This window comes from Lysobacter soli (assembly GCF_003382285.1).
Lineage (GTDB): Bacteria > Pseudomonadota > Gammaproteobacteria > Xanthomonadales > Xanthomonadaceae > Lysobacter_J > Lysobacter_J soli.
The window spans coordinates 132972-156783 of sequence record NZ_QTJR01000005.1 but is presented as its reverse complement, the minus strand read 5'-3'; the positions used below and the strand labels follow the sequence as shown (position 1 = coordinate 156783).

20 protein-coding genes are annotated in these 23812 nt (G+C 67.6%); 13 read left to right on the top strand and 7 right to left on the bottom strand.

Annotation, left to right across the window (positions count from 1 at the left end; genetic code table 11):
- Nucleotides 1-46 precede the first annotated feature (46 nt).
- Together DX912_RS09310 and DX912_RS09305 are read right to left on the bottom strand one after the other, a co-directional pair.
- Nucleotides 47-2536, bottom strand: a complete 2490-nt coding sequence (locus DX912_RS09310; protein ID WP_115842227.1) for a DNA/RNA non-specific endonuclease — start codon at nt 2534-2536, stop codon at nt 47-49.
- A gap of 16 nt (nt 2537-2552) precedes the next feature.
- Nucleotides 2553-3698 (bottom strand): DUF2235 domain-containing protein, encoded by a 1146-nt coding sequence (locus DX912_RS09305; protein ID WP_115842226.1) that lies wholly within the window; start codon nt 3696-3698, stop codon nt 2553-2555.
- Between the two features lie 167 nt (nt 3699-3865).
- On the opposite strand from DX912_RS09305, the gene DX912_RS09300 reads away from it, so the two are divergent.
- Nucleotides 3866-4552, top strand: coding sequence for an N-acetylmuramoyl-L-alanine amidase (locus DX912_RS09300; RefSeq protein WP_115842225.1), 687 nt, complete (start codon nt 3866-3868; stop codon nt 4550-4552).
- Between the two features lie 12 nt (nt 4553-4564).
- Here DX912_RS09300 and DX912_RS09295 read toward each other — a convergent pair whose 3' ends face one another.
- The 5 genes from DX912_RS09295 to DX912_RS09280 all read right to left on the bottom strand — a co-directional run bounded on the left by DX912_RS09295 (nt 4565) and on the right by DX912_RS09280 (nt 8647).
- Nucleotides 4565-5254 (bottom strand): M23 family metallopeptidase, encoded by a 690-nt coding sequence (locus tag DX912_RS09295; protein WP_115842224.1) that lies wholly within the window; start codon nt 5252-5254, stop codon nt 4565-4567.
- Nucleotides 5255-5279: 25 nt separating this feature from the next.
- A complete protein-coding gene (locus tag DX912_RS09290; protein ID WP_115842223.1) occupies nt 5280-6263 on the bottom strand; it encodes a L,D-transpeptidase family protein in 984 nt (327 codons plus the stop codon).
- A 124-nt stretch (nt 6264-6387) separates the two neighbouring features.
- Nucleotides 6388-7056 carry a MarC family NAAT transporter gene (locus DX912_RS09285; protein WP_115842354.1) on the bottom strand — a complete coding sequence of 223 codons (669 nt, stop codon included), beginning with the start codon at nt 7054-7056 and terminating at the stop codon, nt 6388-6390.
- Nucleotides 7057-7341: 285 nt separating this feature from the next.
- Entirely contained in the window at nt 7342-7482 is a 141-nt protein-coding gene (locus DX912_RS18380; protein ID WP_181902774.1) for a hypothetical protein, read from the bottom strand.
- 151 nt (nt 7483-7633) lie between these two features.
- Nucleotides 7634-8647: a glycoside hydrolase family 43 protein gene (locus tag DX912_RS09280; RefSeq protein WP_115842222.1), complete on the bottom strand. Its 1014-nt coding sequence runs from the start codon at nt 8645-8647 to the stop codon at nt 7634-7636.
- A 156-nt stretch (nt 8648-8803) separates the two neighbouring features.
- Here DX912_RS09280 and DX912_RS09275 point away from each other — a divergent pair, with 156 nt between their 5' ends.
- The 12 genes from DX912_RS09275 (at nt 8804) to DX912_RS09220 (ending at nt 23771) form a co-directional block, all read left to right on the top strand.
- Nucleotides 8804-9733: a 2-dehydro-3-deoxygalactonokinase gene (locus DX912_RS09275; protein WP_115842221.1), complete on the top strand. Its 930-nt coding sequence runs from the start codon at nt 8804-8806 to the stop codon at nt 9731-9733.
- Nucleotides 9734-10044: 311 nt separating this feature from the next.
- The gene (locus DX912_RS09270; RefSeq protein WP_115842220.1) at nt 10045-11172 is read left to right on the top strand and encodes an aldose epimerase family protein; all 1128 of its coding nucleotides are present in this window, start codon (nt 10045-10047) and stop codon (nt 11170-11172) included.
- A gap of 102 nt (nt 11173-11274) precedes the next feature.
- Nucleotides 11275-12435, top strand: coding sequence for a cellulase family glycosylhydrolase (locus DX912_RS09265; protein ID WP_115842219.1), 1161 nt, complete (start codon nt 11275-11277; stop codon nt 12433-12435).
- 63 nt (nt 12436-12498) lie between these two features.
- Nucleotides 12499-15237, top strand: coding sequence for a TonB-dependent receptor (locus DX912_RS09260; protein WP_115842218.1), 2739 nt, complete (start codon nt 12499-12501; stop codon nt 15235-15237).
- Nucleotides 15237-16829 carry an exo-alpha-sialidase gene (locus tag DX912_RS09255; RefSeq protein WP_115842217.1) on the top strand — a complete coding sequence of 531 codons (1593 nt, stop codon included), beginning with the start codon at nt 15237-15239 and terminating at the stop codon, nt 16827-16829. The genes DX912_RS09260 and DX912_RS09255 overlap by 1 nt, the downstream gene beginning before the upstream one ends.
- 90 nt (nt 16830-16919) lie before the next feature.
- The gene (locus DX912_RS09250) at nt 16920-17633 is read left to right on the top strand and encodes a FadR/GntR family transcriptional regulator (RefSeq protein WP_233433542.1); all 714 of its coding nucleotides are present in this window, start codon (nt 16920-16922) and stop codon (nt 17631-17633) included.
- A 37-nt stretch (nt 17634-17670) separates the two neighbouring features.
- Nucleotides 17671-18297, top strand: coding sequence for a 2-dehydro-3-deoxy-6-phosphogalactonate aldolase (locus tag DX912_RS09245; protein WP_115842215.1), 627 nt, complete (start codon nt 17671-17673; stop codon nt 18295-18297).
- The gene (gene dgoD, locus DX912_RS09240) at nt 18294-19481 is read left to right on the top strand and encodes a galactonate dehydratase (protein ID WP_267896514.1); all 1188 of its coding nucleotides are present in this window, start codon (nt 18294-18296) and stop codon (nt 19479-19481) included. Before DX912_RS09245 ends, dgoD begins: the two co-directional genes overlap by 4 nt.
- A gap of 5 nt (nt 19482-19486) precedes the next feature.
- Nucleotides 19487-20257, top strand: a complete 771-nt coding sequence (locus DX912_RS09235) for an SDR family NAD(P)-dependent oxidoreductase (RefSeq protein WP_233433541.1) — start codon at nt 19487-19489, stop codon at nt 20255-20257.
- A complete protein-coding gene (locus DX912_RS09230) occupies nt 20254-21159 on the top strand; it encodes an SMP-30/gluconolactonase/LRE family protein (protein ID WP_115842212.1) in 906 nt (301 codons plus the stop codon). Before DX912_RS09235 ends, DX912_RS09230 begins: the two co-directional genes overlap by 4 nt.
- 30 nt (nt 21160-21189) lie before the next feature.
- Nucleotides 21190-22752: a sodium/sugar symporter gene (locus tag DX912_RS09225; protein ID WP_115842211.1), complete on the top strand. Its 1563-nt coding sequence runs from the start codon at nt 21190-21192 to the stop codon at nt 22750-22752.
- A gap of 2 nt (nt 22753-22754) precedes the next feature.
- Nucleotides 22755-23771, top strand: coding sequence for a sialidase family protein (locus tag DX912_RS09220; RefSeq protein WP_115842210.1), 1017 nt, complete (start codon nt 22755-22757; stop codon nt 23769-23771).
- Nucleotides 23772-23812 lie beyond the last annotated feature (41 nt).

Sequence of the window (23812 nt, the reverse complement as noted above, 5' to 3'; positions counted from 1 at the left end):
AGGAGGACAGCACGACCTGAGTCACGACCTGAGTGCCTCGCAGGCATCAACGCTTCCGGGCCGTCTTCGTTGCCGACCTCCTTGAACGGTCGGTTTTCGGGACGGCCCGGCTCGTTGCAGTCTTCTTCGTACGCGACGTTTTGGAATCCGCCCTCGTCGCGGGTTTGGACGCGGCCTTCCGCGACGGCTTGCGGGTCGCCTGGCGGGGCGCCTTCTTCGACGCCGTTTTCGCACGCCCAACGCGCTTCTTCGCCGCCGCCGGATTCAGCGGAATGTCGATGCGCGAGGCGACCTTCTCGTCGCGTGAGCCGGCCCGGATGTCCGCATCGCGCACATCCTGGCCGAAGTCCAGACCCGTGAGGGCCTCGATCTCTTCCACGGTGCTCAGGAAATCCTGCACGGCGTCCAGCTCGTCCATGGCTTCGCGGTCCGTCGCGCCTTCGGGCAGCGCATGGATCGCCTCCAGCACGGGCGTCTGGTCGGCCTGCATCGCCAGCGAACGCAGCGTGCCCTTCTCCGCCCACACCACGACCTTCCAGAACCGCATCGGCACCTGCACCGTGCGGTAATCCGGATCGTCCTCGTCCAGCACCGGGCCGGTGAAGCAGTTCACGCGCTGGTCTTCGGCGACGGCGTTGCCGAGCACGTGGTCCTCGAGCGCGCGCCACAAGCGGCCGTTGCCGGAGTTCGGCAGGTCCAGGCCCTTCGCGTTGCCCTGGTTGAAGAAGCCCAGTTGCGGCACGCAGTTGGTGAAGTGGAATGTGTCGGCGTCGGCTTTCAGCGCGAGCGCGTCGTCGCCCCACGACGGGTCCATGCGCCGCACCAGATGCCCGCGTTGCAGGATGCGCCCAAGGCGCCCGGCGTCGCGCGTGCCGAATCCCGCCACCTGCTGCGCGTCGTACAGCGCCTGGTTGGTCTGCTGGTCGAGCGCGATGCGCGCGTCCTTGTACCAGGTCTCCGAACCTTCCGCGCCTTCCATCGATTCGTTGCCGACATCGGCCGCTGTCATCGGCCGGATGTCGCCGGTCTTGCGGTTGATCTTCTTCGCGTTGCGTCCGTCGATGTTGCACGCGGTGTAGAACGCCAGCCGTCGGTGCCCGTTCATGACGACGCTGAAATGGTGGTAGCGCAGCTCGAAGTCGTCGTCGCCGGGCTCCGCCTGCAGGTTCGGCGCCGCGAGGGCGCGCATCGCGTCCGACAGCGCCGGCAACGGAATTTCGTGGCCGCGGATGAACTTGGGCTTGTAGCCGGAACGACGGCCGTAATCCTCGTCCGGACGCCCCGATGCTTCCGGGCCGAGCGCCGGCGGAAGCTCCGGCTTCGGTGGCGGCGGAGGTGGCGTCGACGCGCGCGCCATGTTCGGCAACTGCACGGACAGTTCCAGCGGAATGCGCCACGTCGCGCGCCCGTCGGCATCGATCTGGGGCTCGCGATGATCCGTTTCGGATGTCGCCGGCGCGCTCGCGACGGGCGCGGGAACCGGCTTGATCTCCGCCAGCGACAGCGCGTTCTCCAGCAGGTCGCGTTCGATGTGCGGCAGCGCCGCGCCCTTCTGCCGGAGGTCTTCGAGGATCACGCTGATGCGGATGCCTTCGTTGACGTCGGTCTGCAGCGGCTGGCCGTCGGCACCCACCGTCTGCCGCCACGGACCGCCCCAGTGATGCAGCGCGACCACCTGCCACTGGTCGTTGAACACCGGCGAGCCGGACGAACCGGGTTCGGTATCGGCGATGTAATGCAGCACGTGCGATTCGCGCGCCACCAGCCGGTTCTCGCGCAGCACCAGCTCCTTCAGGCGTCCGTCGGGGTGCTGCACGATGTTCACGAATTCGCCCAGCGCGTGCTTGTCGCGCGAGGACGACAACGCGCAGTAGCCGAACGCCTCCAGCGTGAACGCGCCTTCCAGCCGCTCGCCGACGGCGATCAGCGTGTAGTCCAGGTCGTCGCGTTCGTCGGTGAGGAAGAACGCGTTGGGATCCAACTGGAAACGGCTCACCGGCATGCGGTTGCCGCGCGCATCAGTCTGGTAATCGAACTCGATGCACAGCGCGTCCGCCGACTCGGGCGTGGGAATGACGTGGTTGTTGGTCAGGAACAACCGGTTGGACACCATGAAACCCGACCCCTGCGGGCGGCCGTCCAGGTAGGCCACGCGCGCCACCGCACGCGCGGTCAGCACGCCGAGGTCGAGGAAACCCACCTGGATGAAATCGAACGTGCTGCCCCAGATCTTCTCGGGCACTTCGGCCGGACGCGGTAACGCGACGGGCGCCATCGCCTCCCGTGCGCCCCTCGCGCGCGCGGTCGTGCGCTCGATGGCCTCGCGTCCACGCGCCACGGTGCGCGCGATCGTGCGCGATTCCGTCTTCGTCAACTGCGCTTTCGCGGCCAGGCGATCTTCCAGCCGCTGCTGGTCCCATTCGGCCGCCAGCGGAACGCCGTTGCGCACGGCGGTGATCGAGTTGGTGACCTGCGCGACGGTGTCGGGCTGGTTCAATCGACGTAGCGCGGCCTTCTCGATGCGTTCGGTCGCCATGCGGGCATTCCTCCTGTCAGGCGTTCTGGAGTCCGGCGAGCGTCCCGGCGTTCCGCGACTTCCGTTGCGCCCAGTCGGCCAGGTTCTTCGGCACCTGGTTGTTCGCGCGGCACCAGTCGAAGACCGAGCCGTCGATCGTCTCGTTGATCGGGATGGACACGCCGCCCTTCACGGGCGTTGCGTCGCCGCCGATCGTCCGCCAGGTGCGGCGGCCGAGTGTCGCGACGCGATACAGGCCGTGCATGAATTGTTCGTACGACTTCGCCGGCTGCGTCGTGGCTTCGTTGCCGCTTGGCTCGAACGTGCGCGTGAACCGCAGGCCCAGCGCCTGCGCCTTCTCCTGCATCCAGATCAGCGGCGGATTGCGCAGCGCATCCTGGCCGCCGTAACCGCCACCGATGTTCGAATGCGCGCCGATGAACCATCGCTGCTCGAAACGATCGAGCGGCGGAGCGGGCTTCGCATCCGCACGTTCGCCGGCGGGTACGAAGCGCGTCCACAACGTCGGCTGGTAGGGGCCGCGATGCTCGTCGATGGCCAGCGCGTGGAAGCAGTGGCGATACAGCACGCTCGGGCGCGTGTTGAGGAAGTAGTAGTCCTTGGGCCCGAAGATCGGCGCCGCGCTCCACGGAATGCCGAGCGATCCGACCGTGTCCCACACGCCGATCATCTCGATTTCGACACGCCGGCTTTCGCGCAGCAGGCGTTCCTCGTCGGCGGTCAGCGGCCGCTTGTCGTGGCGGCGGATGTACTCCAGTTCGTCGATGCGTTCGGCCTTCTTGTCCAGCCGGTAGCGCTCGTAGATCGCATCGGCACGATCCCCGTATTGCGCGTGCAGCAGCCCGCATCGTGCGATCAGGCCCGCCAGGCTGCGCGCGGTGTAGGCGCCGCGGCTGAAACCGAACAGGAAGATGCGGTCGCCATCGCGATAGGTCTTCACGAGCCAGCGATACGCCTGCAGTACGTTCTCCGACAATCCCATGCCGAAGGCGCCGCCGCGGAACTTCTCGAAGCGCTTCACGCCGACGCCGGCGGAGTAGTAGCACTGCTGGCGATCCGGGACGTTCGAGGCGACGTCCAGGCATTCCTTCAGTTCGAAAACGCTGGTCCGATCCTTCGGGTCGTTCCAGGTTCCGTCCAGGAATATCGCGATGTTCGCCACGAGGCGGCCTTCCCTGGGTTCATGCGCGCGTGCGCACCCATTACGGCCAACGCGCGGATCGCGATGCGTCGGCCAACCGCTGGTCGGTACGGCGCTGGCCGCCGCGTGCGATCGGCCTCGTTGGTTTTCGTGAGCGCGTGCGAAAGCGCATTCAAGGAGGAAGCGTCATGGCCAGTCCTTCCCAGTACAAGTTCAACCTGCCCGTCGCCGGGCGGCCCGACGATGTCGAACTGGCGGAGTTCTGGTATCCGGGCATCCGGGCGTTCTGGGAATCGGCGTCTGCGCGCCGGACGGTCGATCCCATCTTCGGCATCCGCGCCGTGGTGATCCACGCGACGGCCGGCGCCAGTTCCGACGGCGCCGCGTCGGTGATCCGCGCGGGCACGGCGTCGTTCCACTGGCTGGTGCCGGACGAGAACGAAGACGCGCACGGCGAGTTCGTGTGGGCGTGCATCCCCGAGGCGCGCGCGGCATGGCACGTGCGCAACACGTGCAGCCATCCGTCCGTGAACGGCGGCGCCAAGCGCGTGAACCACTGGTCGCTCGGCATCGAAGTGGTGAACACGCAGGTGCAGGATCCCTTCTCCGAGTGGCAGCTCGAAGCCACGGCGCAGATCGTCCGCTACTGCTGGGCGAAGTATCCCAACCTCAAGCACGTCGTCTCGCATGCGGTGCTCGATCCCGCGCGACGCAGCGATCCCGGCACCGCGTTCGACTGGGCGCAGTTCAAGGAACTCGTGCTGCAAGGTGCGTCGTCGCTGCCGGAATCGCTCACGCGGATGGAATCGATACCTCGCGTCCGCGCACCTTCGAGAAGGACGGCGGAGACGGTTCCGCATCTTTGCTACCCATAACAACGTTGAGGCCTACTGCGGACGTGTGAAGACCGGATACGGATTGATCGCCGTTCCCTTCCACCACTGCCGCTCGGGCCCGAGCTCGAAGATCGCGAAATGCAGGTGCGGCGCGGACGGATCGGCATTGCCCGTGCTGCCGACGTAACCGATCACCTCGCCGCGGCGGATCGCCTGCTTTTCCTGCAGTCCGTCCGCGTAACGATCCAGGTGCGCGTAGTAGTAAGCGTAGCGGCCGGTCGGTTCGAACTGGTAGATCGTCAGACCGCCGGGCACGCTGGTGAACAGCTTCTCGACCGTGCCGTCTGCCACTGCGAGCACCGGCGTGCCGCTTGGCGCCATGATGTCCAGCGCTTCATGCACGCGGCCTTCCGAACGCGCTTCGCTGAAGGTGTCGCGCAGCTGCGCCGAGGTCACGCCCTGCACGGGGATCGTCAGCGCGCCCTCGCCTGCTGCGATGGGCGCCGTCGCGACCGGCGACGTTGCGCGCGTGTCACGCGTCGCCGGCGCGATGGGCGCGGTGGCCGCGGGCTGGCGCACCGGCGCGGGCGCTGGCGACGCCGCTTTCGTGATGACAGCTGCGGATGGGGTCACCGCGGCGTCGACGGACGACGCTGCGCCCCGCTCCCTCCCGAAGTGATAGATCGCCACGTTCGCGCCCACCAGCACGATCGCGAGGAACAGCAGCGCCGCCTTGCTCATGCCCGCCTCCGTGGCGTTGGTGCATTCATTCCTGAAGCAGCGCCGGCGTGCCCGGGCCGACGGCCGCGGCCACGGCCGTCGCATCCCAGTTCGTCAGCCGGATGCAGCCGTGCGATTCGGTCTTGCCGATCTTCCGCGGCTCCGGCGTGCCGTGGATGCCGTAGTGGTCCTTGCTCAGGTCGACCCACACCACGCCGACCGGATTGTTCGGACCAGGGGCGATCTTCGCCTTCGCATGGCCGGGATCGGCGTCCCAGAACAGCTTCGGGTTGTACTGGAAGTGCGGATCGCGCGCGACGCCCTTGATCGTCCAGCGACCGATCGGCAACGGATCGTGTTCGCTACCGGTCGACGCAGGGAACCGCGCGTACACGCGCTGCTGGTCGTCGCGCAGCATCACCGAGGCATCGGACTTGTCGACCACCACCGACGCCGCCTTCGCCGGCGCGGCGGACTGCACGTTCGGCACCCACAGCGTCGTGCCTTCGCGCGTGAGGTCCGCACCGGGGTTGAGCGCGGCCAGCAGCGCGGGACTGGCGTGGAAACGTTCGCCCAGGCTTTCGGCGACGGAGGTGAATCCCAGCTGCGGCAACGCCGCCTTCGCCATCATGTCGTCGGGGATCGTGGCGTACGGACCCGCGACGTCCTGCGCGGTCAGGCGGTATTCGACCAGCGCGGGCGATGCATCGGCGCGGAGCGCGCGCCAGGTCGCTTCGTCCATCGTGCCGGTCGCCTCAAGGTTGCGGCTGCGCTGGAACGCGGCGATCGCACGCTCGGTGTTGCTGCCCCAGCGTGCGTCGATCTCGCCCGTACCGAAGTACGCGCGATCGAGCAGCACCTGCGCGCGCAGTCGCGCCGCGGCGTTGGCGTCACCTTTCAGGTCACCGGTGAATTCGGCTTCGTTCGCGCGATTCAGCGGCAAGGCGTCGGGCGCCGGCGCGTCCTGCGCGAAGGCGGAAATCGGAGTGGACAGTGCGAGCAGCAGTGCGGCATGCAGGATCGGTTTCATCGAACGCCCGAGGCAACGGATACGCCTGCATGCTGCTTGCACGCTTTTCGGTGTGGCGTGAATGCGGCGCCGTCTGGCTGTCGGCCACCTGAAGCGATGGTCGATCGGCCGTGCTCCGCAGCCTTCAGTTCACGAACGGGTAGTCCTGGATGATGTCCAGCACGCCGTTGATCACGAACTGCACGCCCATGCACGCCAGCAGGAAGCCCATCAACCGCGACAGCGCATCGACGCCGCTCTGGCCGAGCAGGCGGATGATCGCGCTGGCGCTGCGCAGGCACAGCAGCAGGATCACGCTGACCAGCACGAACACCACCACCGGCGCCACCTGCATCACCCACGGCGAGAACGGGCGCTCATCGGCCATCGTCGCGGCAGTGCCGATGAGCAGCGCGATGGTGCCGGGCCCGGCGGTCGTCGGCATCGCCAGCGGAATGAAGGCGATGTCCTGCTTCTGGCGCAGTTGCAGCTCTTCGCTGCGGTGCTCGACTTCGGGCGCGTCGCGCTCGTCGGGGAACAGCATGCGGAAGCCGATGAAGCCGACGATCAGGCCGCCGGCGATGCGCAACCCCGAGATGGTGATGCCGAACACCCCCATCACCGCCTGCCCCGCGTAGAACGCGATGGTCATGATCGCGAAGACGTAGCACGAACACAGCAGCGCCTGCCGCTTGCGCTGCTGGTCGGACATGCCGCGCGACAGGCCGAGCATCACCGCGACCGTAGATACCGGATTGGTGAGCGGCAACAGCATCGCCAAGCCGGTGCCCACCGCTCTCATCAACTCCCACATGACCATCTCCCGTGATGCGGCGTGCCGGAACGCGTGGCGGGATCGAACGTGATGTCGTGCGCGTGCGTACCCATGCGGGTCGCAACGCGTCGTGGTGATGGCATTGGCGGGACAGGCCCGCCACGCTGCGGAGCGTACATCGAAGCCCCGGGCGGCGTTGCGATGGCGGTGACGGCCGCGCGGCACGCGCAGGCCAGCGTCCGCGGGTGGAGCCGCGGGATCAGGCCTTCCTGGCAAGCCGCACGCGTCGGTGCGGAGCGTCCTTCCTCGTTGCGTCGCCGGGCGTCAGCCCAGCCAGCGCTTCAGCAAGGCCGCGCTTTCGCCGCCACTCACGGCGCCGAAGGCGAACGTGATGATCGTGGCGGCACTCAGGCCACAGCCGATGCCGGCGGCGCACGTGGCCGCCTGATGGATGAAACCGCTCATGTATTCCCCCCTGTGCGCGTCCACTCTAGTGACGGCGCCGCCGGGATGCATGGCGCAGTGCGGCAAATCGTCCGCGGGCCTGTCGGCTCGGTGTCGTGGCGTGCGAATGCGCGACCGTTGGCGAACTTCGTCGAGCCGGCGCAGGCCGCATTCACGGACGTGCCGGTGCCTTCAACTCCGTCTTCTCGCCCGCCGGCCGGCCGAACACGGGGCGCCCGGCGGCATCCCACTGCACCGGCTGCATGCGCGGCGAGCGCTTCGCGGTGCACTTCATGTCCGGCCCGGAGTTGGCGTGGTAGACGATCCACGTCGTGCCGTCGGCCGCTTCGAAGAATCCGTTGTGCCCTGGCGCATAGACGCCCTGGCCCGCGTCCTTCGCCAGCACCGGACGCGGCGACTTGGTCCATGACGCCGCGTCCAGCGGATCGCTGCCCGGCGCCGCATGCAGCAGGCCGATCGCGTAGTCGTCCGACCAGCATGCGCTGCCGGAATACGTGAGGAACAGATCGCCGTTGGGGCCTTCGAGATATTCCGGGCCTTCGAGGATCTGCCGGCCGCCCTGTCGCTCCCACGACTGGTCGGGACGCGCGATGATCGTTTCCTTCCCCGCGAGCGTCCAGGGATTCTCCATCGCGGAAATCGACAGCACGCTGTCCGGCCCGACGTAGGGCGAGTACACGAAATAACGCTTGCCCGCGTGCACGAACGTCGTGCCGTCGATGCCGGTGTGTGCGGTCTTCACCTGCCCGCGATCGATCCACTCGCCCTTCGTCGGATCCGCGCCGGCGTTCTCCAGCACGAAGATGCCGCGATGCGCGTCGTCGTCGTGGCCGCTCGCCGCGGCGGTGTAGTAGAGGTACCACTTGCCGTCGATGCGATGCAGCTCCGGCGCCCAGATGGACTGCGCGTTCGGCCCGCTCGCCGGCGGACGCCACACCGTGATTTCAGGCGCGTCGGCCAGGCGCGTGAGGTCGCCCGTCTTCCGCATCGCGAGCCGGTCCCCGCGCGTGGCCATGTAGTAGTACGTGTCGCCGTCGCGGACGATCCACGGATCCGGGCCCGACGGCAGCAGCGGATTGCGGAAGGTGCCCGATTCCGCCGCGTTCGCGAGACCGGCGAGGGACAGCATCAGCGTGGCGGATAGCAGCGTCGTGCGAACGGACATACGGTGTTCTCCTTGCCGAACCGGAAGCGCGATGCGACGCGTGCACGGGCATTGCGCGAGGCCAACGACGTAAACATATAATCGGACAATACACAAGGCGACCGCCAATCGCCGCACATTCACGCCGCAAACGCGGCAAGCATCCGGTCACGTGACATGAGCGATCCATCGTCCGATTCCATCGTTGGCATCAACTGGGGCAGCTCGAACTTCCGCGCGCATTTGATCGCGCCCGATGGTGCGGTGGTCGATACGCTTGAAGCGGCGGCCGGTGTCGCAACGGTGCAGCGCGACGGCATGGTCGACATCGCCGGACGCGTACGCGCCCGCTGGCCCGATGCCACGCGCGTCTATGCGGCCGGCATGATCGGTTCGAACGTCGGGTGGACCGATGCCGGCTACGTCGACTGCCCTGCCGGGTTCGATCGCCTCAGCGGACGACTGGTGCCCACGCGCATCGGCGAGCTGGACCTGCACATCGTCCCCGGCCTGGCGTGCGTGCGCGAACGCGACGGCGCGCCGGACATCATGCGCGGCGAGGAAACCGAACTGCTCGGACTGCAGGCGAGCGGTCGTCTCGGAGATGCGCCGCTGGTCGCGCTACCGGGCACGCACACGAAGTGGGTGCGCATCGTGGACGGTCGCGTGCACGAGTTCATGACGGCGATGTCGGGCGAGATCTACGACCGCCTGACCGCGGCGGGGCTGCTCGCCTCCATCGTCGAAGGCCCGGGAAACGACGGTGCCGCGTTCCGCGACGGCGTCCGCACGAGCGCGTCGCGCACGCTCGGCCTGGGCGCCCTCCTCTTCGGCGCGCGTGCGCGGGTGATCCGCGGAATGCTGCCGAAGGCCGACGCCAGCGCGTACCTGCGCGGGCTGCTGATCGGGTCGGAGATCGCCGATGCCTTGGCGCTGTTTCCGCGCCGCGAGAACGTTGCCATCCCGCTGGTGGGCTCGCCCGCGGTCTGCGCGCTGTATGCGGCGGCGCTGGAGGAACTCGGCATCGCATCGCACGCGGTGGCCTCGGCTGACGCGATCGCGCGCGGGTTCGTGGAAATCGATGCGCGGGCTCGCGCGAGCGGTTGAGTTTGCCCTCACCCCCACCCTCTCCTGCATGCGGGAGAGGGGCTCCATCACGCGTACTGAAACAGCGCCCTTCTCCCGCGTGCGGGAGAAGGTGCCGGCAGACGGATGAGGGCGAACGGCCCAGCCATCCATTGCATTGCACTCTGATGCCTTTGCCCGTCCTGCTGCTTCTCCAACGCACTTTTGTGCATCGACTGTCCAAAGCGTGTTGCGGCGCAACGTGCATATTGTCTGATTATATGTTTTTGTCTGTTCCACGCTGGTCATGGCGCACCTTGGGAGGGTCGAGAGCGATGGGGCTTGGGACGGGGATGTCGGGGTTGGTTCTGGGCGCGCTGGCGCTTGCCACCGCGGGCGCGGTGGGCGCGCAGGAACGCGCGGTCGTCGGCACGTTGCCGGACGGCACGAAGGTCGAATCGATCACCCTGCGCGATAGCAGCGGCATGCAGGCGCAACTGTGGACGCTGGGCGCCGCGCTGCACGCACTGCAGGTGCCCGATCGCGACGGCAAGTTCGCCGACGTCGTCCTCGCTGACGCCACGCTCGACGCGACGCTCGCCAAGCCGCAGTACTTCGGCACCGTCGTCGGCCGCTTCGCCAACCGCATCGCGAAGGGCACGTTCACGCTCGACGGCAAGTCGTACACCATCCCGACCAACGACGGCCCCAACACCCTGCACGGCGGTACCCGCGGTTTCGACAAGGTGGTGTGGGACGTCGTCGAAGCCAGGCCCGACCGCGCCACGCTGCGCTACGTGAGCCCCGACGGCGACCAGGGTTACCCCGGCAAGCTCACCGTCACCGCGAGCTACGCGCTCGAAGGCGACGGCAAGCTCGCCATCGAATATCGCGCGACCACCGACGCGCCGACGATCGTCAACCTCAGCAACCACGCGTACTGGAACCTGTCCGGCGAAGGTTCGGGCACGGCGATGGACCACGAACTCACCATCGACGCCGACGCGTACACGCCGGTCGACGAAACGCTGATCCCGACCGGCGAGGTCACGAGCGTGGCCGGCACCGTGTTCGATTTCCGCACGCCCAAGCCGATCGGTCGCGACCTGCGCACCGGTTCGGAACCGCAACTGCTGCGTGGCCGCGGCTACGACCACAACTGGGTCGTGAGCCGCGCCATCGCCAAGGCGCCGCGTGAAGTCGCGCGCGTGCACGATCCGCGTTCCGGCCGCGTGCTGACGCTGACGTCGGCGCAGCCCGGCCTGCAGTTCTATTCCGGCAACTTCCTGGACGGCACCACGGTCGGCAAGAGCGGCCGCGTGTATCGCCAGGGCGATGCCTTCGTGCTCGAACCCCAGTTGTTCCCGGACACACCGAACCAGCCGGCGTTCGGCTCGGCGCGACTGGTGCCCGGCAAGCAGTACGTGAATCGCATGGTCTACCGCTTCACCACCGATCAGGGCGCCCGCGCCACGCCGTAACCACGGCCGCCAACGCTGCCCAATGCCACTGCAACGCGACGGCCACGGCTGTCGTGAAGGCCGGAGGCATGCCTGGATTCCTCGAAACAAGGAGATGGATTGATGTTCAAGTGGCTACCCAAACTGCTCGTCGCCGCTGCGCTGGCGGGCGCGTCCCTCGCGCAGCCGGCGCTCGCCGCGACGGGCGAGCGCTGGTCGCAGGAAGAAGCAAACGCGTGGTACGCGAAGCAGCCGTGGCTGGTGGGCAGCAACTACATCCCGGCCAACGCGATCAACCAGCTGGAAATGTGGCAGGCCGAGACGTTCGATCCCAAGCGCATCGACCTGGAACTGGGCTGGGCGCAGGACATGGGCATGAACACCATGCGCGTGTTCCTGCACGACATGGCCTGGCACCAGGATCCGAAGGGCTTCAAGCGTCGCCTCGAAACCTTCCTGCAGATTTCCGCGAAGCACGGCATCAAGCCGATGCTGGTGCTGTTCGATTCGTGCTGGGATCCGGATCCGAAGCTCGGCCCGCAGCGTCCGCCGATCCCCGGCGTGCACAACTCCGGCTGGGTGCAGGGCCCGGGCACCGCCGCGCTGGACGATCCCAAACAGCACGCGCGTCTTGAGGCGTACGTGAAGGACATCGTCGGCACCTACGCCAAGGACGACCGCGTGCTTGCGTGGGACGTGTGGAACGAGCCCGACAACGAAGGCGGCGGCAGCGGCTTCTACCAGCCGCGCGAAAGCAAGCACAAGTTCGACCGCGTCGCCGAACTGCTGCCGCAGGTCTTCGCGTGGGCACGCACGCAGAAGCCGACGCAGCCGCTCACCAGCGGCCTGTGGCACAACCCCGACTGGAACAAGCTCGAAGGCCTGAACCGCGTCGAGAGGGCGCAGGTCGAGCTGTCCGACGTGATCTCGTTCCACACCTACGCCTGGCCGGAGGATTTTGCCCAGCGTGTGCAGGAGCTGCAGGTCTACGGCCGTCCGCTGCTGTGCACCGAGTACCTGGCCCGCGGCGCCGGTTCGACCATCGACGGCGTGCTGCCGGTCGCCAAGAAGCTCAACGTCGGCATGTACAACTGGGGCTTCGTGGACGGCAAGACGCAGACGCGCTTCCCGTGGGATTCGTGGGAGCGTCCGTACACGCAGAAGCCGCCGACGCTGTGGTTCCACGACCTGCTCCATGGCGATGGAAAGCCGTATCGCGCGCGCGAGATCGAGATCATCCGCGCCCTCAGCCGCGCCCCCAAGAACGAAGTCCCCGCCCTCTGATCCCTGACGCGCGGCGCGCCTTCGTGCCGGCCGCGCGCACCCAACGTCTTCGAGACCGATGCCATGAACCGACGCTTCCCACGCTCGCTGTTGTCGCTGTCGATCCTGTCCGCGCTGGTGCTGCCGCCGATGGCGCTCGCGCAGGACGCCACCCCGGCCGCTGCGCAGCAGCCGACCTCGTCGCAGGAAGCGACCGAGCTGGACACCGTGACGGTGACCGCGCTGCGCCAGAGCCTTGAAACCGCGCAGTCGCTGAAGCAGGACGCGACGATGGTCGTCGATTCGATCGTCGCCGAGGACATCGGCAAGCTGCCCGACAACAGCGTCGCCGACGCGCTGCAACGCGTCACCGGCGTGCAGATCGCGCAGGGCAACCAGGGCGAGACCACCAGCGTGGTGATCCGCGGCCTGCCCAACGTCATCACCACCCTCAACGGCCGCGAGATCTTCTCCAGCTCCGGCCGTGGCTTCGCATTCCAGAACCTGCCGGCGACCGCGGTCAGGACGCTCAGCGTGTACAAGACTTCCGAGGCCTCCCTCCCTCTCGGCGGCATTGCCGGTCTTGTCGACATCCAGCTGCGCCGTCCGTTCGATTTCGATGGCCGCGAAGTCGCCGGCACCTATACCGCCACGCACAGCAAGTACGGCGGCAGCGTCGATCCCAACGCGAGCCTGCTCTTCAGCGATCGCTGGGACACCGACGCCGGCGAGTTCGGCGCGCTGGTCAACTTCGGTTACCAGGCGAAGGACTATGCGTACGACGCGGTGTGGGGCGACTTCCCGAAGGTCGTCACCACCGGCACGGGCGAGCCGATCCGCACCAGCGATGGCAACCTCATCGCCGCGCCGAACGGCTGGGGCACGTCGTACAACGACGGCTACCGCGAACGCGGCGCCTTCAACTACGCGCTGCAGTGGAAGCCCCGCGAAGACACCGAGATCTACCTGGAAGGCCTGTACGACTGGGTGCGCGACAGCTATTCCAACGCGTTCTACTTCACCTTCCCCGTCGGCGCGGTCACGCCGTCGCAGCTGGGCGTGGGCAGCCACTGCTATCCGAACCAGCTGGAAGGCGCGCTGCAGGGCCAGACCATCTGCGACGCCTCCAACGGCGTGTGGACCGGCGACACGTACGCGGCCACCAGTACGCAGGCGCACAAGCAGCGCGGGCAGGACATCCAGAACGCGCTCGGCCTGAAGTGGGACGGCGATCAGCTGCACCTTTCCACCGAGTTCTCGCGCACGTCCGGTTACTACCGCGACGAGAACTTCATCATCGACACGTTCCTGTCGGGCCCGATCACCACCGTGTGGGAAGGCACGTCCGGCCGCCACCAGAACTGGTACCTGCAGGGCGATCCGGCGCTGGATCCCTCGCGCTTCTACCTCAACGGCCTGTTCCAGACCTGGGGCTATTCGTACGGCGAGGAAAACAGCTGGCGCGGCGACGGCCACTTCGATTTCATCGACGGCCCGATCGCATCACTGCAGTTCGGCCTGCGCTACGCGGACCGCAACGCCGAGGCGAAGGGCAGCGTCGAGCTGTCCACGCCGCCGCCGGGCGGCGCGGGCACCGGCAACATCACCGCCAATCCGAACCCGGACAACCAGGTCATCGCGCGCCTGCCGGGCCTGGACTTCTTCTGCAGCAAGCGCGGCAACGACGCCCTGCACCAGAAGTGGCTGACGCCCTGCTACGACACGCTGATCGACAGCGCCGACTACCTGCGCACGCTGTACGGCCTGCAGCCGGGCCTGGCGGCGGAAAACCCCGGCCGCTTCTTCGACATCGGCGAGGAAAAGCTCGCCGGCTACCTGCAGGCGAAGTACGACACGGAGATGTTCGGCCTGCGCGTGGACGGCCTGGTCGGCGTGCGCGTGGAGCGCGTGGAGCGCGACCTCAACGCATACTCCTTCGATGCGTCCACCGGCATCTACAGCCCGATCTCGCGCAACACGAAGGACACGAACACGCTGCCGAACGCGAGCATGAACCTGCATTTCAACGATGAATGGCAGCTCCGCCTGGTGGCCGCCAAGACGCTGAGCTATCCGGATTTCGGCGCGCTCAATCCGTCCATCTCGCTCAACCCCGGCACGATCAACCGCGCCGGCATCGCCGCCAGCGGCAATCCGGATCTGACGCCGATCGAGTCGATGAACTACGACGCGTCGCTGGAGTGGTACTTCTCGCCGGTGGGCTACACGAGCCTGGGCTTGTTCTATCGCGACATCGACGGCTACATCCAGAACTACGTCACCAACGTCGTGATCGGCGGCGAGGACTTCGAGCTGTCGTCCCCGCAGAGCGCCGGCAGCGGCCACCTGCAGGGCGTCGAGTTCGCCTGGCAGCAGACGTTCGACTTCCTGCCCGGCGCATGGAGTGGCCTGGGCGCGCAGTTCAACTACACCTACATCGACGGCTCCACGCGTTCGCCGCAGTTCATCGGCGGCCCGGAAACCTCGCGCCCGCTGCAGAACGTGTCGAAGAACAACTACAACGCGGTGCTGTTCTGGGAAAACTACGGCGTCTCGGCGCGACTGGCCTACGGCTATCGCAGCCGCTACATCGACTTCTTCACCCAGCCCACTGTGGCCGGCAACGAGGACCAGGTCGAACCGGCCAGCTCGCTGGACTTCTCGATCAGCTACGACGTGACGCCGCGGCAGACGGTCATCCTCTCGGCGACCAACCTGCTGGGCAACAACCTGCACCAGTTCTGGGGCGATGGCGACACGCGTCCGCGCGACATCCGCTTCCAGGACCAGACCATCGGCCTGGGTTACCGGTTCAAGCTGTGATGCGACGCGCGCCCTCCCCCGCGCGGCGCCTGCTGCCCGTCGCGATGTCCGTGCTGCTGTGCACGGGCGTCGTCGACGGCGCAATCGCCGACGTGCCCGATGAGGTCGTGGGCCACAAGCTCGCGCCCGGCATCGGCTACGCGTCGGCGGTGAAGCTCGCGCACCAGTCGAACGGCGGCGACAACGGCCGCCTGTTGCTGGTCTACGAGCCGTCCGAAGCCGGCAACGTGCCGCTGTTCGAAAGCCGCGACGATGGCGACAGCTTCAAGCGCATCGGTTCGATCGACGAAACGGCGCATCGCGGCGACAAAAGCTGGGCACTGCGCTGGCAGCCGCACCTGAGCGAACTTGCGCGCAGCAGCGGCGATCTTCCCGCGGGCACGCTGCTGCTGGCGGCCAACGCGATCCGCCGCGACGGCGGCGAGCGCATCACCGACCAGGACCTGCAGTTGTACGCCAGCGTCGACGGCGGCAGGTCGTGGACGTACCGAAGCAGCATCGTCAAGGGCGGCGGGCAGCCGTCCGACCGGCTCAACAAGGGCGTGTGGGAGCCGTACATCGTCGTGCTCGACGACGGCCGCATGGTCGTCTTCTATTCGACCGAACAGCACAAGGCACAGGGCTTCAACCAGCTGCTGGCGCACCGGGTTTCGAATGACGGCGGCCGCACCTGGGGCAAGGAAGTCTTCGATGTCGCCCTGCCCGGCGGCGTCGAGCGTCCCGGCATGGCGATCGTCGAACGCATCCCCGGTCGCGGCTACGCGATGGTGTACGAGAACATCGACAACACCGGAGCTGCGCGCAACGGCCAGGTGCACATCAAGTTCAGCCGCGATGGCCTCGACTGGGGCGACGCGGGCGATCGTGGCACGCCGATCCAGACGGCGTCCGGCGCGTATCCCTCGGCCTGCCCGACGATCCGCTGGCTTCCCGGCGAGACGCCCGACGGCGTGATCGTGGTCGCCGCACAGCGGGCCGGCGGTGGCGGCGATGCGGGTGGACGCACGTTCTACTGGAACGCCGACGGCGGCCGTGGCCCGTGGTGGGAAGCCGGCGCGCCGGTGCGCAAGCGCACGGGCAACATCCACGCGGGTTGGACGCAGGCGATGATCCCGCGCGCCGACGGCACGCTGCTGCACGTCACGTCGTCTTCGACGGCGAACGCGCCCGCACCCGACGAGACCAACGAGATCCTGTTCGCGTCGGCGCCGCTCGCGCTCAACCGCTATGAAGCCGAGGACGCCGTGCGTCGCGGCGGCGCGCAGATCGACAACGTCGAGGCATCGGCCTATCGCAAGGTGCGGCTGGCCAGCGGCAAGGATGCGGACCTGAGCTTCGACGTCGTCGTCGGGCAGTCCGGCCCACGCACGCTGGCGGTGCGCTTCGCCGACATCGGGTTCGCGGCCGCACCGCGCATGAGCATCAACGGCGTTGCCGCGACCGGTGGCGCGACGCCGTCCACGTCCGAAGGCTGGCGCGAGGCGACGTTCAAGGCACCGCTGAAGGCGGGCCACAACCGCATCGTCCTGTCGAATCCCGAGCGCCCGCTCGACTACGACTGGCTGCGGATCGACCCGGTGGCATCGCCATGAGGCTCGAAGCGGTACGCGCAACCGAACTCATGCTATACCCCTATTGTCGGATAATAGGAGCGACGCCGGATGCGTCGTGGAGGGGGACCAGTGAGACAGATCGCGGTGCGGAACCTGCACAACCAGGTCATCCAGGAACTCGGCCGGCTGATCGTCAGCGGCGAGATCAAGCCGGGCGAACTGCTGCCGCGCGAGGAAGCGCTGGCGCAGCGCATGGCGGTCAGCCGCACCGCGCTGCGCGAGGCGCTGAAGGTGCTGGGCTCCAAGGGCCTGATCGAAACCAAGCAGAAGACCGGTTCGCGCGTGCGCGACACGCGCTACTGGAACCAGCTCGACGCGGACATCCTGGCGTGGCGCTGCGCGTCGATGCCGACGGAGGACTTCGTCGAGAAGCTGGTGGAGATGCGCGAGATCATCGAACCGGCTGCCGCAGCGGCGGCCGCGCGCAAGCGCACGCCGGAGCAGCTGGCACGCATCAAGTCCGCGTACGAGGCGATGGACGCAGCGACGGATCTGGACGCCTGGGCGAAGGCCGACCTGGAGTTCCACGAGTGCGTGCTGGACGCGGCGAACAACGAGCTGATGGGCTCGTTGTTCTCGGTGATCGACACGGCACTGGGCGCGTACTTCCTGCTGTCGGCGAAGACCGCCGTGGACTTCAAGTATTCGCTGCCGCGGCACTTCGCGGTGTACGACGCGATCCGGCTGAAACGGCCGGAGCAGGCGCGCGAAGCGATGCACGGCATGATCGTCGACTCCCGCGCGAACATCAAAGGACGACGCGCGCGCAAGACGGCGCGCTAGCCCGGAACACCCCCGCACCAACATCGACGGAGTGCGCATGAGCACCGCGTGGCTGCAACCCCTTCCCCTGGTTGCGATCCTGCGCGGGCTCACCCCGCAGGACGCATTGCCCGTCGGCGCCGCGCTGTTCGACGCCGGTTTCCGCGTCATCGAAGTGCCGCTCAATTCGCCGCAGCCGCTGGAGAGCATCGCGCTGCTCGCGCGCGAGTTCGGCGACCGCTGCCTCGTCGGCGCCGGCACCGTGCTCACGCCCGAGCAGGTCGCGCAGGTGAAAAACGCCGGCGGCAAGCTCATCGTCATGCCGCACGGCGACACGACCGTGATCCGCGCGGCGAAGGCCGCCGACCTGGTCTGCACGCCGGGCGTCGCCACGCCGACCGAAGCCTTCGCCGCGCTCGCCGCGGGCGCGGACGCGCTGAAACTCTTTCCTGCCGAACAACTCCCGCCTCCGGTGCTGAAGGCGTGGTCGAGCGTGTTGCCCAAGGGCACCGCGCTGCTGCCCGTCGGCGGCATCACGCCCGACAACATGGGTGCCTACCGCAAGGCCGGCGCCGCCGGCTTCGGCATCGGCTCCGCACTGTATTCGCCCGGCATCGACGCCACCGAAACCGCGCGCCGCGCGCGCGCCTTCGTCGACGGCTGGAACTCGATCAACCTCACCTGACCGACCGCACGCAACGAGCACGGACCCCCACACGCATGAAGATCACCGCCATTTCCACTTTCCTCGTGCCGCCGCGCTGGTGTTTCGTGCGCATCGACACCGATGCCGGCATCAGCGGCTGGGGAGAGCCTATCGTCGAAGGCCGCGCGCATACCGTCGCGGCAGCCGTCGACGAACTGTCCGATTACCTCATCGGCAAGGATCCGCGTTTCATCGAGGACCACTGGAACGTGATGTACCGCGGCGGCTTCTACCGCGGCGGCCCGATCCTGATGAGCGCGCTCGCCGGTATCGACCAGGCGTTGTGGGACATCCACGGCAAGGCGCTGGGCGTGCCGGTGCATTCGCTGCTCGGTGGCCAGGTGCGCGACCGCATCCGCGTGTATTCGTGGATCGGCGGCGACCGTCCGGCCGAAACCGCACGCGCGGCGAAGGACGCCGTCGCACGGGGTTTCAGCGCGGTGAAGATGAACGCCACCGAGGAAGTGCAGTTCGTCGACACGCACGAGAAGGTCTCGCGCGTGCTGGAAAACGTGCAGGCCGTGCGCGATGCCGTCGGGCGCGAAGTCGGCCTTGCGGTCGATTTCCACGGCCGCGTGCACAAGCCGATGGCGAAGGTGCTGATGCGCGAACTGGCACCGTTCGGCCTCATGTTCATCGAGGAACCGGTTCTGTCCGAGCACCTGGAATGCATCCCCGAACTCGCCTCGCTCTCCCCTGCCCCGATCGCGCTGGGGGAACGCCTGTACTCGCGCTTCGACTTCAAGCGCGTACTGCAGACCGGCGGTGTGGACATCATCCAGCCCGATCCGTCGCATTCGGGCGGCATCACCGAAACACGCAAGATCGCCGCGATGGCCGAGGCCTTCGACGTCGCGCTCGCGCTGCACTGCCCGCTCGGCCCGATCGCCCTTGCAGCGAACCTGCAGCTGGATGCGGTCTGCTACAACGCCTTCATCCAGGAACAGAGCCTGGGCATCCACTACAACGCGAACAACGACCTGCTCGATTACCTGACCGATCGCGCGCCCTTCGCATACGAAGGCGGCTACGTCGCGATCCCGCAGGGGCCGGGCCTGGGCATCGAGATCAACCAGGAGTACGTCGACGAACGCGCCGCCGAAGGTCACCGCTGGCGAAATCCGATCTGGCGCCACGCCGACGGCAGCGTGGCCGAATGGTGAGCGCGATGACCGACGACTCCATGGCGCATTACCCGAGTCTCGCCGGCCGCGCCGTGCTCATCACCGGCGGCGCGACCGGCATCGGCGCGAGCTTCGTCGAGCACTTCGCGCGCCAGGGCGCACGCGTCGCATTCCTCGACATCGACGACGCCGGCGCGCAGGCGCTGATCGACGAAGTGCGCGATGTCGAACACGCACCGGTGTACCTGCGCTGCGACGTCACGAATCTCGATGCGCTGCACGACGCCATCTCGCAGGCACGCGAGCGCATCGGCCGCATCGCCGTGCTGGTGAACAACGCCGCCAACGACGTGCGCCATTCCTTCGGCAGCACGACCGCCGCGGACTTCGAACGAAACATCGCCGTCAACCTGCGCCATCAGTATTTCGCGACGCAGGCCGTCGTCGAGGACATGCGCGCGCTCGGCGGTGGTTCGGTGATCTGCCTCGGCTCGACCGGCTGGATGATCAAGAACGCCGGCTATCCGATGTACGCCATGGCGAAATCCGCCGTGCACGGGCTGGTGAACGGCCTGGCGCGCGAACTTGGCCGCGACCGCATCCGCATCAACGCGCTCGTGCCGGGTTGGGTGATCACCGAGAAGCAGAAACGCCTGTGGCTGGACGAGGAAGGCGAAGCGCAGATCGCGCGCGCGCAGTGCCTGCCCGGACACCTGAAGCCCGAAGACCTCGCGCGGATGGCGCTGTTCCTCGCCGCCGACGACAGCCGCATGTGCACGGGCCAGGACTTCATCGTGGACGGAGGCTGGGTTTGAGCGTCGACGTTCGCGTCGCGGTCCAGTCCGGCCACGCGCTGGGCGAAGGCGTGCTCTGGTGCGATCGCACGCAGTCGCTGCTGTGGACCGACATCCACGCATCGATGTTGTGGCGTTACGTGCCCGGAGACGGCACGGTGCGCAGCTGGCCGATGCCGGAGCGTCTCGCATCGTTCGCGCTGTGCGTCGCCGATGGCTGGCTGCTGCTCGCGCTCGCGTCGCGACTCGCGTTCTTCCATTTCGGCACCGGCGAGATCCGCGAGATCCGAACGCTTCCCATCGCACCGGAAACGCGCGCGAACGACGGCGCGTGCGATCGCCAAGGGCGTTTCGTCTTCGGAACCCTGCACGAACCCGCGCACGGCCCGAAGGGCGCGCATGGCCAGTTCCTGCGACTGGACGCGGACCTGACGCTGCACGAACTGCCGCTGCCGCGCGTCGCGATAGCCAACTCGGTCGCCTTCAGTCCCGATGGCGGCACGATGTACTTCTGCGATTCGCTGCAGAAGCGGATCCTCCAATGCGAATACGGCGACGAGGTCGGTGCGGTGTCCACCTTCGTCGACCTGACGTCGCTGGAAGGCGGCGAACCCGACGGTTCCACCGTGGACAGCGAAGGCGGCGTGTGGAACGCGCAATGGGGCGCATCGCGCGTCGTGCGTTATCGCGCTGACGGCCGCGAGGATCGCGTCGTCGCCATGCCCACCTCGCAGCCCACGCGCCCGGCCTTCGGCGGCCCGTCGCTGGCCACGCTTTACGTCACCAGCGCGCACGACGGCATGACCGACGCCGCGCGCTCGATCGATCGCCATGCCGGCGATGTGTTCGCGTTCGAGCCCGGCATCACCGGCCTGCGCGAGCCGCGTTTCGCCGGCGACCCCGATGCCGTGCGGCGTCGTTGACGCCCTGCCCACCTTGCGGAGATTTGTCGAATGAGTCTTTCCACCCTCGATGTCGGCATCGTGCTGGCGTACCTGGCGGGCATCTTCGTGCTCGCGCAGTGGGTCTCGCGCGAGAAGGGCGGGCACCAGAAATCGGCGCAGGACTACTTCCTCGCCAGCCGCGCCCTGCCCTGGTGGGCCATCGGCGCGTCGCTGATCGCAGCCAATATTTCCGCCGAGCAGATCATTGGCATGTCCGGCTCGGGTTATGCGATCGGCCTTGCGATCGCGTCGTACGAATGGATGGGCGCGGTGACGCTGCTCATCGTCGGCAAGTGGTTCCTGCCGATCTTCCTGCGCAACCAGGTCACGACGATGCCGCAGTTCCTGGAGGAACGTTACGGCAATCGCATCCGCACACTGATGGCGGTGTTCTGGCTCGGGCTGTACGTGTTCGTCAACCTGACCTCGATCCTGTGGCTGGGCTCGATCGCCGTGTCGCAGGTCGCGGGCATGGACCAGACGCTCGCGCTGATCCTGCTTGGCCTGTTCGCACTCGCCTACCAGTTGTACGGCGGGTTGAAGGCGGTGGCGCTGACCGACATCGTGCAGGTCACGCTGCTGGTGCTGGGCGGCCTGCTGGTCACCGGCATCACGCTGAGTCAGATCGGCGACGGCAGCATCGTGCAGGGCTTCCACACGCTGTGGACGACGCATCCCGGCAAGTTCCAGATGATCCTCGACCCGTCGAACCCGTTCTATAAGGATCTGCCGGGCCTGTCGGTGCTGCTGGGCGGACTGTGGATCGCGAACCTGAGCTACTGGGGCTTCAACCAGTACATCATCCAGCGTGCGCTGGCCGCCAAGGACATTCGCGAAGCGCAGAAGGGCGTGGTGTTCGCCGCGTTCCTGAAGCTGCTGATGCCGGTGATCGTGGTGCTGCCGGGCATCGCCGCGGTGATGCTGGCGCCGTCGCTTGAGCGCCCCGATGCGGCGTATCCGACGATGATGCGCCTGCTGCCGAGCGGCGTGCTGGGCCTGGTATTCGCGGCACTGGTGGCGGCGATCGTGGCCTCGCTCGCATCGAAGATCAATTCCGTCGCGACGATCTTCACGCTCGACTTCTACGCCAAGCGCGACACGCAGGCCTCGCAGCCCAAGCTCGTGCGCGTGGGCCGCATCACCGCGGCCGTGTCGATCGTCATCGCCGTGCTCACCGCGCGCCCGCTGCTGGGCAGCTTCGATCAGGGCTTCCAGTACATCCAGGAGTTCACCGGCTTCTTCACGCCGGGCATCGTGGTGATCTTCCTGCAGGGCCTGTTCTGGAAGCGCGCCAATGAAGCCGGCGCGCTCGCCGCGGCCATCGGCTCGTTTGTGTTGTCGCTGGCACTGAAGCTGCTGTGGCCCGACCTGCCCTTCATGGATCGCATCGGCCTGGTGTTCCTGCTGTCGTTCGCGCTGGCGACGGTGGTCGCGCTGGCGACGCCGGCCAGCGGCGCGCGCGACCGCATCCGGACGGATGACGTGAGCTACAAGACCGCGCCGTCGTTCAACGTGGCGTCGCTGGCGGTGCTCGCGATCCTCGTCGCGCTGTACGCGACCTTCTGGCACTGACGATGCGCGGCTTCGTTCTCGCGCTCGCCCTGCTCGCCTTGCCGCCCTGCGCGTCTGCGACGGTGCAGTGGACCGACACCGCCACCGTCGCCAAAAGCAAGGCGGCGTGGGGGCGGCTCGCACGACTCCCGGATGGTCGCTGGCTCGCGGTGACCACGCGATTCCACGGCAAGGGCACGCCGACGACGTTGACGATCTCGCTGGGCGATTCGCGTGGCCGGGAGTGGAAGGAGCTGTCATCGGTCGCCGAGCCGGGACGCAACATCGACAACGGCGAACTGCTGGTGTTGCCGGACGGACGCATCCTGCTCGGCATGCGGTCCCTCATCGAAGGCAAGTCGTATCGCCTCAACGTGCACGCGAGCGACGACGGCGGCCGCACGTGGCGATTCCTCAGCACCATCGACCGCAACGAAAACCCGCGCGGGCGAAAGGATCGCGGCGTGTGGGAACCGGTGTTCTCGCTGCTGCCCGATGGCACGCTGTCGGTGCTTTATGCCGACGAGACGCTTGCCGACGGCAAGCCCTCGTACAACCAGGTCGTGTCGCAGCGCACCTCACGCGATCACGGAGCGACATGGGGTGCGAAGTCCGTGCTCGTCGCCGAACCCGGCGGCGGCAAGCTGCGTCCCGGCATGCCGGTGATGTCGCGCATGCAGGATGGTCGCTACCTGCTCGTGTTCGAGACGTGCGGCGACGATCCGCAATGTCCCGTTTCGACGAAGATCTCGAAGGACGGCGTGACCTGGCCCGACGGGCTCGGCACGCCGCTCGCCGACCAGCGCTGTGGCCCGCAGCTCACGGCCACCACGCGCGGGACGGTCTTCGTCACCTCGTGCCAGAACGAAGTCACCTGGAGCGAGGACAATGGCGCGAGCTGGAAACGCGTCACGCCGCCGGCGTGGCCCTTCGGTTTCCGCCATACCTGGCCGGCGATCTACCAGTTCGACGACAACGAGATCGGCGTGATCAACGGCGTGCCGGGCGGCGGCGTGCAGATCCGCTTCGGCACGTTCTGAAGCGGACTGCGCAACTTAACGGGCACAAGCCCTCCACTCTC